Below are 12,393 nucleotides of genomic sequence, written 5' to 3' on the forward strand. Positions count from 1 at the left end.
GTGCGGGTGCGGGTGCGGGCGCGGCGGTGGCGTTCGGCGCGGGCGCACCCGCGCTCACCGAAGAGCTCGCCGCAGACGGCAGGGGGCTCCGAGTCGGCGAGGCGCTCGAGGAGTCGCTGTCACACCCGGCCAGCAGCATCGCCGCGCCACACGCCATCGCCGCGAGACCGCGCGCGGACTTCTTGCTCATCATGCTCAAAATTCCTTAATGCCAAGGGATTTCCCCACCGATTGGCTGACGGGCGACCGCTTCCAGCGGCGCCTGCTCAGATATCGACATAACGACCAGTTTGTTACTGGCACCTTCGATGCTCGCGGGATGACAGGATGGTGGGATGCCTCGAATCGCCACTGCCGACCAGGTCGAACTGTCCGCGCTACTGGAGTTTCTGCGCCATCGGCACCGCGGTGTGTTGGTCACCACACGCGCCGACGGCACGCCCCAACTGTCCCCGGTGACTTGCGGTCTCGACTCGCAGAACCGCCTCGCCATCGCGACCTACCCGACCCGGGCCAAGACCCGCAACGCCCGCCGTGAACCGCGAGTGTCGATATGCGTGCTCTCCGACGACTGGAACGGCCCCTACGTCCAGGTGGACGGTCACGCCGAAGTCCTAGACATGCCAACGGCTTTGGACGGGCTGGTGGACTACTTCCGCGGCATCTCCGGCGAGCATCCCGACTGGGACGAGTACCGCGCGGCGATGGCCCGCCAGAACAAGTCGCTGATCCGCATCCACATCGACCGCTGGGGCCCGATCGCCACGGGCGGCTTCCCGCCGGAGCTGGCGGAGTCTCTCGAATAGCTTTGTCGCAGCTTGACTCTCCAGTCGCAGGAACGTTCAGGCTGGCCTGGCATCCGACGACGCGACTGGAGGACAAGGATGAAGCTCGACCTGGCCAAGACGGACAAGCACTACTACCGCGCACCGACCGAACCCATCCTGCGCACGTTCGACGCCTACGACTACCTGACCGTCACCGGTTCGGGAGCACCGGACGGTCCGGAGTACACCGACGCCGTCGAGCGGCTCTACCGATCCGCCTACGGCGCAAAGAAATTCGCCAAGGCGGCGGGGCACGATTTCGTGGTGCCGAAGCTGGAGGGCCTGTGGTGGGTGGAGTCCGATGAGCCGCCGCTGACGGTGCCGCGCGAGCAGTGGCACTGGAAGCTGCTCATCCGCATGCCCGAGACGGTCGACGCGGACATGGTGCAGGGGGCGACCTTCGAGCGAATCACGGAGGGCGCCGCCGTCCAAGCGCTGCACGTGGGTCCGTACGCGACCGAACCGGAGACGCTGGCCAAGATGGAGGCGTTCATGGCCGCGGCGGGACTCACCATGAACGGCCGCCATCACGAGATCTACCTCTCCGATCCGCGCAGGACCGACGCCGCGCGGCTCGAGACCATCCTGCGCCACCCGGTCCGCCGCATCGTCGAAAAATAGGATGCGCCGGTCGAATTCGACCGGATAGAGTTCGCAACGCGCCCGATGCGCCGGACCACGGTGGTTTTGTCCGAATCGACGGATTCGGCGGAGCTATCGTTACAGCCGCCTGCTCGATGGATAACGAGCCGACGGTGCCCGTCGCATACCAAAAATACCGGAGCGCGAACACGCACTCACCGATGCGCGGCACACGTTCCTAGGCGTGCCCGAAATACGGTGGGCGCCTGAGAAATAGGTCGATATATCAGCAGCTGAAGGAAAGGGCGGAATTGCCATGCGCAAATTCACCATCGCACGTCCGAACGACGACGCAGCCCGAGACATCAGCGCGGCGACGTCCTCGATGCATGCCGAACAGCATGCCCTGCACCGCAACCACGGTGGCCGGCTCGACTACCAGCAGGCCGCGGCCCGCGAGCTCCTACTGCTCGCGGCCTCGACCGTGGTGCGAATCCGCTAGCGGCAACCGGCGAATCCGCCGATAGAGCATCGGCGAATCCGCCGCCAACGCCGGCGAACCCGCCCAGCCAACACTAGGGCGTCCGCGCAAGCACCTCTCGGCCGACATACCCGAGCAGCCTGCGATGCGCGGGCTCCCCCACCTCTACGGGCACCTCGGCATCGAAAACCCCGGGCCCGCGGAACTTGTCGATGCCGCCCCTGGCCTGCATGGTGGCGAGAAGTTCGCCACACAGCTCGTCGTCGGCCAGATCCGGCCGGTCGATGGCGACCGCGAGATCGACGCCGTGCACGACCAATTCGGTGAGATGCACGAGCGCCGCCGCGGCGGCGGGCAGCGCGCCCAGCGAGATGTGGATGGTGTAGTCCAGCGCGTCGGGCCGATGCCAGGCCGCCCGATCCACCTCGGCCGCCGCCGCGTACGCGCCCTGCGGATCGCCGCCGAGCCAGTCGGATTCGTGATCGGCGCCGGAATCCGTGCCGCTCAGCGCGGCCGCGTAGATGTGCATGCCGCCGACCATGTGGTTCAGCACGGTGCGCACATCCCACTCGCGGCACGGCGTCGGCGCTGCCATGGAGCCCTCGTCCAAGGCGGCGACGATGACGCTCGTCGCATCGAGAGCACGGTCGATCTGTCCGATCACGTTGTCCATGAGCTTCCTTCGGTCGAGCGGTCTGGCTGAATTGGTAACACAGGCGGGCGACATTCGGAGGCCGTTGCGAAAGCTGATCGCGGCGAATAAGGTTGCCAGCGGTGTGCTTCTCGGTGGCCGTCGGATTAAGCGCCGGTGCGGGCCGAATACATCTCGCTACAGTGTGCAATGCGCCCGGTGCGCATGCAATGGCAGCCGAGGAACGTTCGAAAACCGTTGCGCTGGCGTGGTTGTGACCGTAGTGCACCCTATGCGGGTGGCGTGGAGTCGACAATCATTTCCGATCGAGCGGCGATTTCCCTATCCAGATCGGATGCTGTTCAAACCTGTCAATTCTCCCGAATTTCGAACTCGCTTACCATGACATGACTATGCGAATCGATCTGTGCACCCTCGTCGTCCAGGATTACGACGCCGCGATCGCGTTCTTCACCGAGACCCTCGGCTTCGACCTGATCGAAGACTCCCCCGCGCGGACCAACGACGGGCGCCCCAAGCGATGGGTCGTCGTTCGTCCGCCCGGCGCCCAGACGGGTCTACTACTGGCCCGGGCGGACGGCCCGGCACAGACCGACGTGGTCGGCAACCAGACGGCAGGGCGAGTCGGATTCTTCCTGCACGTAGACGATTTCGACGCCGCGTTCCACCGGATGGTGGCGCGCGGCGTCGAATTTCTCACCGAGCCGAGACAAGAGCCCTACGGACAGGTCGCGGTCTTCCGCGATATCGCGGGCAATCGATGGGATCTGTTGGGTCCCAGGAAAACTGAGCCTTACCCGAGAACGGGGTAGTTCGCGCGGATCACCGACTTCGGGTCGCGCGACCGCTTGATGTCACGCAGCCGAGCCAACGTCGCCTCGTCGAAGGCCGCCGACGCGGACTCCCCCGGCGACAGGAACGTGTACGGCTTCAGCCCGCCGACATGCCCGCCGATCGCGTCGACGATCTCCACATTGCGCGCCTTGACCGCGTCGGCGAGGTGCGGCAGCCCGAGACCGATGGCATACATCAGATACGGCTCGTCGACCGAACCGCGCGCGCCCGCCTCGGCGCCGGCTTCGGTCAGCGCGCCGCCGAGATGCCGGATCTGAATGTTCACCAGCGGCGAGACCGGCTCGTCCACAAGGGTTTTCACCACCGCGTCACCGAGATCGCTCAGCAGCTCACCCCGCGAGAGCGCTGGACTCGGATCGGTCGGCTCGGCGGTGATGTCGCCGAGACTGCCCGCCGAGAGCGCACCCCGCTTGTCCACCATCGCACCCTCGATCGCGTCCCACCCCGCCAGCAGTTCCCGCCCCGCCTCGGCGTCGCCGAGGTACGCGGCGTCCAGCGCGACCATCGGCGGCGCGTCGGGGAACTGGAACCGGTGGAACCACACCGTCAACTCCGCGGGCGCCGACGCGGTGATCTCCTGGAACGCCTCGAACACCGCCCGAGTCCTGGTGCCGGGCCACATCATTCGGCCGCCGTACACGGCGGGCGCGGGGAACAGTTCGAACTCCATCGCCGTCACGACGGCGAAATCGCCACCGCCGCCGCGCAACGCCCAGAACAGCTCGGGGTCGCTCGACGCGGTGACCACGGCCTCGGCACCGGTCGCGTCCACGATCTCGAAGGCGCGCACAGCATCCGAAGCCCAGCCGTACTTGCGGCTGAACCAGCTGAGGCCGCCGCCGAGGGTGTAGCCGGTCACGCCGACCACCGGATTGCTGCCCGCCAAACCGGTCAGCCCGTGCGCGCCCGCCGCGGCCTGCACCTGGCCCCAGTTCGCGCCGGCGCCCACCCTGGCGACCCGGCGTTCGGCGTCGATCGACACGCCGTCGAGCCGCCCGGTGCGCAGCAGGATCGCCTCCTCGACGCCGCCTGCGGCGCTGTGCCCGGTGGGTTGCGTGACCACCTGCACACCCGATTTCGCGGCGAAGGCGACGACGGCCGCGACATCACCGGCGTCCTCGGCGTGCGCCACCGCGGCCACCGGCTGGTGCACCGCCAGCGACCACGGCCGGATCGCCTCGTCGAACCCGGCGTCCCCCGGTAGCTGTACCCGGCCGGGCAGCGCGGCGCGCAGTTCCTCGAATGCCATTGCCAATTCCTCACTCTCGCAGCTGTTCGTGATCGAAAGCAGACGCGGAGCAGCAAATCCATCGCCGAATGCTCGGGCGATTCTCTCCGGATCGTGCCGCGACTACCGCATTGACGGAACAGCGCGCGAAAAGGTAACAGGCAACAGCTCAGCGAACGTCAGGTCTTGTCGGGCCCGCGGTCCGTCTCGGCCTCCTCGGGCCTGGTCGTGATGCCGCGCTCGGTCCCCTCGTCGGCCTCCTGGTCCGGCTCCGGGTGATCCGGCTCGAAGGTCGCGGGCAGCTTCTTGAGGTGTTTGTTCATCGACCGGACCAGCAGCACCGTGCCCGCCAGCAGGATCAGGATGATGACCAGGCCGAGCGGTGAGGCCTTGCCGAACTCCGGCCCCGTCGGGGTACCGGGTGTCTGGGCGAGCAGGACCAGCATCACCGGTACTCGTCCTCGATACCGGCGAACAGATCGGTCTCCGGCAGCACCGTCTCGACCCTGGACCTGGCCAGCTCGAACTCCTCGGTCGGCCAGAGCCGCTGCTGCAACTCGAGCGGGATGGCGAAGAACGCGCCGTTCGGATCGATCTGGGTGGCGTGCGCGCGCAGAGCGTCGTCACGCTGCGGGAAGTACTTGGCGCAGTCGATCTGCGTGGTGACCCTGGAGAACACGTCGCCGCGCTCGGGGACGTACTTGCGCATCCGGTCCAGCCACTCCTGCAGCGGGAACGGCTCGCCCATCCGCTCGTACTCCTCGGCGAAGACCTCCATGCGCCGCGCGGTGAAGCCGTGGTCGTAGTACAGCTTCAGCGGGGTCCACGGCTCCCCCGCGTCGGGGAACCGCTCCGGGTCGCCCGCCGCCTCGAACGCGGCGACCGAGACCTCGTGGCAGCGGATGTGATCCGGGTGCGGGTAGCCGCCGAGCTCGTCGTAGGTCGTCATCACGTGCGGCTTGAACTCGCGCACCACCCGCACGAGCGCCTCGGTGGCCTCCTCCAGCGGAACCGTCGCGAAACTGCCCTCGGGCAGCGGCGGCAGCGGATCACCCTCCGGCAGACCGGAATCGACGAAACCGAGCCAGTGCTGACGCACGCCGAGCGCGCGCGCCGCGGCGGCCATCTCCTCGCGGCGGATCTCCTCGATCCGGTCGAGGACGCCGGGGGTATCCATCGCGGGGTTCAGGATGCTGCCGCGTTCCCCGCCGGTCAGCGTCACGATGAGGACGTCGTGTCCCTCGTCGGCGTACCGGGCGGTCGTCGCGGCACCCTTGCTGGATTCATCGTCGGGGTGGGCATGCACCGCCATGAGGCGAAGGCCACTCACGTCTCGTTCACCATCGCTCTCGCTCGCGGGTGTCTGGTCTTCGTTCCCTATAGTTCCATTCGACCGACTTTTGTTCCGACGTACCCCCCGGGAGCGACCTTGTGACCGATCGAAGCGACGCCTCGGCTCCGGCGACCCACCACAGGCCAACCGACCGGTACGGAACCAAGCCGCCCGTTCGCCGCCGCTGGCTGCCGCTGGTCCTCGGCGTGGTCGTGGTGCTGCTCGGGGCCGGCGTCGCCTTCATCGGCTACCAGAAGTACGGGCCGAAGGACATCGAGGCCGAGCAGCTCGGCTACACCATCGATGACGACGCGACGGTGACGGTCCGGATCAAGGTCACCCGCAAAGACCCCGCACGGCCCGTGGTGTGCTTCGTGCGCGCGATGGCCCGCGACAGCGTCGAGGTCGGCCGCCGCGAGGTGCTGATCGAGCCGTCTACCAGCGGCACGATCGAGCAGACGACCACCGTCAAGGCGTCCGCGCGGCCCGCCTCCAGCAGCATCTACGGCTGCAGCTCCGACGTGCCCAGCTATCTTCGAGCAGGGTGATTTGACCTTTTTGCCGCAGCAGTTGTCCTCGAAATTAACTCCGACCTGCACGTTTGTGATTCATGCTAAAATGGCCTGATACACGGTTCCGGGGTTCGGAGCCGTGTTTGCTGCATTGGCGGCCAGCGCTATCTGTTCCGGATCACGAGCTTTGCCCGGAACCAGGGTCTGTCGGGGTTCGTTGAACTTCCCAGGATCGCTCTAGCCGTCGACTGGTGCGTGCCCGCCTCCACGGGTGGGTACTGCGGCAGTTATCAGGGAATCCCGGCCTGCCGGGAACAACTACTAGGGAGTGATCGAGATGACTGAGACGCAAGTGACTTGGCTGACCCCGGAGTCGCACGACAGGCTCAAGGGCGAACTCGATGCGCTCATTGCCAATCGTCCCGTGATCGCTGCCGAGATCAACGAACGCCGCGAAGAGGGTGACCTCAAGGAGAACGGCGGATACCACGCCGCGCGCGAGGAGCAGGGCCAGCAGGAGGCGCGCATTCGCCAGCTGCAGGAGCTGCTGAACAACGCGAAAGTGGGCGTCGCGCCGACCAAGTCCGGCGTCGCGCTCCCCGGCTCGGTCGTCAAGGTCTACTACGACGGCGACGAGTCGGACACCGAGACCTTCCTCATCGCCACCCGCGAAGAGGGACTGAACGACTCCAAGCTGGAGACCTACTCCCCCGCGTCGCCGCTGGGCGGCGCGCTCATCGACGCCAAGGTCGGCGACACGCGCGAGTACACGCTGCCCAACGGCAAGACCATGAAGGTCACCCTGGTCAGCGCGGAGCCGTACCACAGCTGACGTTCCCGGCCGCGGTGGCGCGCAGCCGCGCCCCGGCCGACCTGCCCTGAGACACGAACGGCCGCACCCGAATCCGAGGTGCGGCCGTTCGGTCATGTCTGCGGGCTCCTATCCGCCGAGCGCCTGCTCGATATCGGCGAGCAGGTCGGCGGCGTCCTCGATGCCGACCGACAGCCGCACCAGGTCCGCGGGCACCTCGAGCAGCGAGCCCGCGGTGGACGCGTGCGTCATCGCGGCCGGATGCTCGATCAGCGACTCCACCCCGCCGAGCGACTCGGCGAGGGTGAATACCTTGGTGCGCGAGCAGAAGTCGCGGGCCGCGTCCGGACCGCCGTGCAGGCGCACCGAGATCATGCCGCCGAAACGGCGCATCTGCTTGTCGGCCACGGCGTGGCCCGGATGCTCCGGCAGGCCGGGGTAGATCACCTGGGAGATGGCCGGATGCCGGGTCAGGAACTCGGCCAGGGTCTCGGCGTTGTCGCAGTGCCGATCCATCCGCACGGCCAGAGTCTTGGTGCCGCGCATGGTGAGGAACGCGTCGAACGGACCGGGCACCGCGCCCGCGCCGTTCTGCAGGAAGGCGAACGCCGCGTCGAGGTCGGGGTCGTTGGTGATCAGCGCGCCGCCGACCACGTCGGAGTGCCCGCCGAGGTACTTGGTGGTGGAGTGCGTGACGATGTCGGCGCCGAGCAGCAGCGGCTGCTGCAGGTACGGGGTGGCGAAGGTGTTGTCCACCACCAGCTTCGCGCCCGCGCTGTGCGCGACGTCGGCGAGCGCCGGGATGTCGCCGATGCTCAGCAGCGGATTGGTCGGGGTCTCGACCCACACCAGCTTGGTGTTGGGCCGGATCGCCGCGCGCATCTCGTCGACGTCGAACACGTGCGCCGGCGAGTGCTCGATGCCCCACTGGCTGAACACCTTGTCGATGAGGCGGAAGGTGCCGCCGTAGGCGTCGTCGGGGATGACGATGTGGTCACCGGGGCGCAGCGTGGCGCGCAGGGCACAGTCGGTGGCGGCCATGCCGGAGGCGAACGCGCGGCCGTAGGCGCCGGATTCGAGCGCGGCGAGGTTCGCCTCGAGCGCGGACCTGGTCGGATTGCCGGTGCGGGCGTACTCGAAGCCGCCGCGTAGGCCGCCGACCCCGTCCTGGGCGAACGTCGAACTCGCGTAGATGGGCACGTTCACGGCGCCGGTCTGCGGATCGGGATCGAATCCGGCGTGCACGGCCCGTGTGGAGAACCCCAGCTCACTCATACCTAGCAGCCTAATCAGGAGCGACCGACCGGCAACCCCCTGGTCGGCCTACCGGCTCGTAAAGCGGTCTCGCTCCCGACCGGGATCGTCCGGATGGCCACCCACGAAGGGGGACCAGTCGGATAGATCACACATGTTCTCGGCGAGTTGCCGTTCTAATTCCACAGCTAGCGCGGTTGTGCCGAAATATTTGCGGAGGCGAAGGGTAGTGAGTTCGATCTCACCTCCGGCCGGGCCAATTAGGCTGAGCCCCATGGTGACTGTGGAAGAACTGTTCGCGATCGACTCCCTGCTGTCCGACGACGAGCGCGAGATCCGCGATACCGTCGCGACCTTCGCGAATCAACGCCTGCGACCGCACATCGCGGACTGGTTCGAGGAGGGCACCTTCCCCGCCCGCGAACTCGCGCCGCAGCTGGGCGAGCTGGGACTGCTCGGCATGCACCTCGACGGCTACGGCTGCGCGGGCATGTCGGCGACGATGTACGGCCTGGCCTGCCAGGAACTCGAGGCCGTCGACTCCGGCGTGCGCAGCATGGTGTCGGTGCAGGGATCGCTGGCGATGACCGCGATCCACAAGTACGGCTCGGAGGAGCAGAAGCAGCAGTGGCTGCCGGAGATGGCGGCGGGCCGCGCGATCGGCTGCTTCGGGCTCACCGAACCCGACTTCGGCTCCAACCCCGCCGGCATGCGGACCAGGGCCAAACGCGACGGCGCCGACTGGGTGCTCAACGGCTCGAAGATGTGGATCACCAACGGCTCGGTGGCCGACGTCGCGGTGGTGTGGGCGCAGACCGAGGACGAGGGCAGGCAGGTGATCCGCGGCTTCCTGGTCCCCGCCGGGACGCCGGGCTTCAGCGCCCGCGAGATGCACCGCAAGTTGTCGCTGCGCGCCTCGGTGACGGCCGAGCTGGACTTCGACGATGTGCGACTGCCCGCCGACGCCGTGCTGCCCGAGTCGCGCGGGCTCGCCGCGCCGCTGGGCTGCCTGAGCGAGGCGCGGTTCGGGATCGTCTTCGGCGCGCTCGGCGCGGCCAGGGACTGTCTGGCCGCGACCATCGAGTACGCGCGCACCCGCGAGGTGTTCGACAAGCCGCTGGCCGCCTACCAGCTCACCCAGGCGAAGCTGGCGGACATGGCCCTCGAGCTCGGCAAGGGTCAGCTGCTCGCGCTGCACCTGGGCCGGCTGAAGGATCGTGGCGAGGTGACCCCCGAACAGGTGAGCGCGGGGAAGCTGAACAGCAGCAGGGAGGCCATCGCGATCGCCCGCGAGTGCCGCACGATTCTCGGCGCCAACGGCATCACGCTGGACTACCCGGTGTTGCGGCACGCGAACAACCTGGAGTCGGTGCTCACTTACGAGGGCACGGCGGAGGTGCATCAGCTGGTGCTCGGTCGCGCGCTCACCGACGCGAACGCCTTCCGGTGAGCTAGTCGGCGGGTCGGTCTCGCCGGGCCGCCGGTACCGGACGGTCGCATTTATTTGACGGTGTCGTAAACCAGTTCTGCCGCAACATTATTCGATGCGGTGAAATTGCTGGTCTTCACTTTTCCGGCAATCCGGACTGGGTGAAACGTCACAGTTCTATAAAGACTCGCCGATTGCTAGCATGGGATCCATGTTTCTGTTCGGCCCCGCGTTGCTCGAAGTGTCGGCGCGCAAGATATTGAACCGCCTGCACAAGACGCACGGGGGACCGGCGCTCGCCGCCGCGGCGGAGCTGCCCGCGCTGTCCGCGGCGCTCGACCAGCACGCGGCGGCCGTGCGCGACATCCTCGAGCTCGGCGTCGAGGGCTCCGCGCGGGTTCCGGTGAGCGTGCTGCTCGCCGGCTACGCGCGCGGGCTCCTCGATCACGTGCGCGAGGCCGCGGCCGGGCACGGGACGGTCAGCGCGGCGCCGAGCGACCTCGACAGCTGGGCGAACGCGGACTGGGTGCAGCTGCGCCTGGCGAGCGTGTGCCTGCACTCGTCGCGCCGGTTCGCCTGAGGCGGTCCCGCTGGGCAGCAACGACATTCGGCCGTCCACACAACGCGTCCGCCGTCGGCTCGAGCCGACGGCGGACGCGTTCGTCGTGCGAGGGGCGTCAGCGACGCTCGCCCGGATCGCGGTAACCCATGTACTCACCCGACTGCTCGTACGCGGCGCCACCGCCTTGCATCGCGCCCTGATCCCACTGCTGCTGGCCACGCGTGGCCTGCTGGTCCATCCACAGCTGCTCGCGCGAGGCGTCCTCGCGGCCGCGCGAGTACGCCTCCGCGTGACCCTTGACCGCGGGCATCTCTTCCTCGAGCCCGCTCAGCCAGTTCTCCCAGCGCTGCTGCATCGGGCGGACCATGCCGCCGCCGACGCCGACCACCAGGATGCCGCCGATGGTGGCGAGCACGGTGATCAGGATCGGCATGGTGACCGACATGGCCACGCCGATCTGGTTCAGCGCGGCGACGATGCCGACGCCCCAGATGAACACCGCGGCGATGCGGCCGATCATCGCCCCGTAGGACAGGCCGCCGAGCATGTTGCCGACCAGGTCACGCACCGCGGACGCGATCGCGCCCGCGATCACCACGATGATGATCGCGACCGCGGCCTTGGGCAGCCACGAGACGATGCCGTCGAGCAGGTCGCTCACCGGGTTCGGCCCGAAGACCCCGAAGCCGAGTTGCAGCGCGATCAGCAGGATGGCGTAGTAGGCAAGCTTCGCCAGGAGATCCGAGGCGTCGTAGCGGCTGCGCGACATCATCTGCTTGAGGCCGCCGCGCTCGACCAGGCGGTCGAAGCCGAGGCGGTCGAGCACCTTGTCCACGATCGTCGAGATGACCTTCGCGACGATCCAGCCGATGAGCAAGATGACGATGAATCCGGCCAGCTTGGGCACGAACGTGGCCACCGAACTCCACGCGTCCGAGAACCCCTTCTGGAAATCGATAGCCAAACTGGAGGTGTACATGCCCATCCCTTCGCTATCCGATTACGCCATGGCGGTTTGCCGAGGCTTCTTCAAAGCCGGTTATACCCCTGTCGCATAACTCGAACCTTGCGTTTGCAGATAATTTGCCACATTGCAGCTTTCGATGCGGCCATTGATCGATTCGTGGGGCGAGGCCGTAACGACGTTTCAGGGACCTCCGGACTGGTCGGTCTACCTCACAATCCACCCGCGCACGATGCGGAGAAGATTGTTACGACATGTCATCGCGGTGCCATCTGCTTGTCACCGACACGCCAAGGAAAGCGGCGCACTCTTATCTCGGATTCGGCATCAGGGCAATGCCTCCCGCTGACGTCACCCGGAGGTGCACGATGAAAACCTTGTCAGCCGACCGCGTCTATCGGTGGCCCGGCCACCGCCGCGAGGCGACCCATCGACCGCTGGGAGCCCGCGATGTTCGTGCGTGATCGTGCGGCGGCGGGGTCACTGCCGGATCAACGGGAACTGGTCGCGGCCTTCGGTTGCCGCGCAGACGATCCGAGCTCCGGGCACCCGCTGACCGACTGGGCCCGCGCGCTGGCCACCCTGCACCGGCAGCGCCACGGGAATCCGCTCGCGGCCGCCGGAATAGATTGCCGCCGAGCCGAATTGGTGGCCGCCATCGATGCCTGGGTGCGCACCCAGCTCCCTCGTCGCAGCGGCACCGATCATCTGCGCGCCGGCTCGCTCGGCGCCACCGTCGATCGCATGGCCGCGGCGCACGCGCACGCCAGCCATCTGCTGCACACCGCGGAGGACGTTTCCGACGTCCGGGTGCACGCGGCGTGGTATCGGCTCGCCGCACTGGCCGACGAATGGACGGACCTGATCCTCGGCGCGGTACGAAAGACGTAGTCGCTCACCGGA

The 12,393-nt window shown here is 67.6% G+C and carries 16 protein-coding genes; 10 read left to right on the forward strand and 6 right to left on the reverse strand.

Features of this window, described 5'->3' with window-relative positions; all coding sequences use genetic code 11:
- The 4 genes from ON39_RS27280 to ON39_RS27295 all read left to right on the forward strand — a co-directional run.
- The coding region (locus ON39_RS27280; protein WP_040738702.1) for a hypothetical protein at positions 1-209 on the forward strand (209 nt) is incomplete at its 5' end.
- A gap of 126 nt (positions 210-335) precedes the next feature.
- On the forward strand, positions 336-806 hold the full coding sequence (locus tag ON39_RS27285; protein WP_040738703.1) for a PPOX class F420-dependent oxidoreductase: 471 nt from the start codon (positions 336-338) through the stop codon (positions 804-806).
- A 78-nt stretch (positions 807-884) separates the two neighbouring features.
- A complete protein-coding gene (locus ON39_RS27290) occupies positions 885-1,448 on the forward strand; it encodes a GyrI-like domain-containing protein (protein WP_040738705.1) in 564 nt (187 codons plus the stop codon).
- A gap of 277 nt (positions 1,449-1,725) precedes the next feature.
- Entirely contained in the window at positions 1,726-1,911 is a 186-nt protein-coding gene (locus ON39_RS27295; RefSeq protein WP_040738706.1) for a hypothetical protein, read from the forward strand.
- 73 nt (positions 1,912-1,984) lie between these two features.
- Here ON39_RS27295 and ON39_RS27300 read toward each other — a convergent pair whose 3' ends face one another.
- On the reverse strand, positions 1,985-2,563 hold the full coding sequence (locus ON39_RS27300; protein WP_040738707.1) for a TIGR03086 family metal-binding protein: 579 nt from the start codon (positions 2,561-2,563) through the stop codon (positions 1,985-1,987).
- A gap of 371 nt (positions 2,564-2,934) precedes the next feature.
- Here ON39_RS27300 and ON39_RS27305 point away from each other — a divergent pair, with 371 nt between their 5' ends.
- On the forward strand, positions 2,935-3,354 hold the full coding sequence (locus ON39_RS27305) for a VOC family protein (protein WP_040738709.1): 420 nt from the start codon (positions 2,935-2,937) through the stop codon (positions 3,352-3,354).
- On the opposite strand, the gene ON39_RS27310 is transcribed toward ON39_RS27305, so the two are convergent.
- The 3 genes from ON39_RS27310 to mca form a co-directional block, all read right to left on the reverse strand.
- The gene (locus ON39_RS27310) at positions 3,336-4,646 is read right to left on the reverse strand and encodes an FAD-binding oxidoreductase (protein ID WP_040738710.1); all 1,311 of its coding nucleotides are present in this window, start codon (positions 4,644-4,646) and stop codon (positions 3,336-3,338) included. The genes ON39_RS27305 and ON39_RS27310 overlap by 19 nt on opposite strands.
- Before the next feature lie 158 nt (positions 4,647-4,804).
- Positions 4,805-5,071, reverse strand: a complete 267-nt coding sequence (locus ON39_RS27315; RefSeq protein ID WP_040738712.1) for a hypothetical protein — start codon at positions 5,069-5,071, stop codon at positions 4,805-4,807.
- A complete protein-coding gene (gene mca, locus ON39_RS27320; RefSeq protein ID WP_040738714.1) occupies positions 5,071-5,937 on the reverse strand; it encodes a mycothiol conjugate amidase Mca in 867 nt (288 codons plus the stop codon). Before mca ends, ON39_RS27315 begins: the two co-directional genes overlap by 1 nt.
- Positions 5,938-6,056: 119 nt before the next feature.
- On the opposite strand from mca, the gene ON39_RS27325 reads away from it, so the two are divergent.
- Both ON39_RS27325 and greA read left to right on the forward strand, forming a co-directional pair.
- A complete protein-coding gene (locus ON39_RS27325; RefSeq protein ID WP_040738716.1) occupies positions 6,057-6,506 on the forward strand; it encodes a DUF4307 domain-containing protein in 450 nt (149 codons plus the stop codon).
- A gap of 301 nt (positions 6,507-6,807) precedes the next feature.
- Complete coding sequence (gene greA / locus ON39_RS27330) at positions 6,808-7,302, forward strand: transcription elongation factor GreA (protein WP_040738717.1); 495 nt, start codon at positions 6,808-6,810, stop codon at positions 7,300-7,302.
- 108 nt (positions 7,303-7,410) lie between these two features.
- Here the strand turns inward: greA and ON39_RS27335 are convergent, their stop codons facing one another.
- The gene (locus tag ON39_RS27335) at positions 7,411-8,556 is read right to left on the reverse strand and encodes a cystathionine gamma-synthase (RefSeq protein ID WP_040738718.1); all 1,146 of its coding nucleotides are present in this window, start codon (positions 8,554-8,556) and stop codon (positions 7,411-7,413) included.
- A gap of 253 nt (positions 8,557-8,809) precedes the next feature.
- Here ON39_RS27335 and ON39_RS27340 point away from each other — a divergent pair, with 253 nt between their 5' ends.
- Entirely contained in the window at positions 8,810-9,985 is a 1,176-nt protein-coding gene (locus tag ON39_RS27340; RefSeq protein ID WP_174412567.1) for an acyl-CoA dehydrogenase family protein, read from the forward strand.
- A 190-nt stretch (positions 9,986-10,175) separates the two neighbouring features.
- Positions 10,176-10,544 carry a DUF6401 family natural product biosynthesis protein gene (locus tag ON39_RS27345; RefSeq protein WP_040738720.1) on the forward strand — a complete coding sequence of 123 codons (369 nt, stop codon included), beginning with the start codon at positions 10,176-10,178 and terminating at the stop codon, positions 10,542-10,544.
- A 97-nt stretch (positions 10,545-10,641) separates the two neighbouring features.
- Here ON39_RS27345 and ON39_RS27350 read toward each other — a convergent pair whose 3' ends face one another.
- Positions 10,642-11,505: a mechanosensitive ion channel family protein gene (locus ON39_RS27350; protein WP_083894719.1), complete on the reverse strand. Its 864-nt coding sequence runs from the start codon at positions 11,503-11,505 to the stop codon at positions 10,642-10,644.
- Between the two features lie 435 nt (positions 11,506-11,940).
- Between ON39_RS27350 and ON39_RS27355 the strand changes: the two genes are divergently transcribed.
- The gene (locus tag ON39_RS27355) at positions 11,941-12,381 is read left to right on the forward strand and encodes a hypothetical protein (protein WP_040738723.1); all 441 of its coding nucleotides are present in this window, start codon (positions 11,941-11,943) and stop codon (positions 12,379-12,381) included.
- Positions 12,382-12,393 lie beyond the last annotated feature (12 nt).

The sequence above is a fragment of the Nocardia tenerifensis NBRC 101015 genome (assembly GCF_000308715.1).
Lineage (GTDB): Bacteria > Actinomycetota > Actinomycetes > Mycobacteriales > Mycobacteriaceae > Nocardia > Nocardia tenerifensis.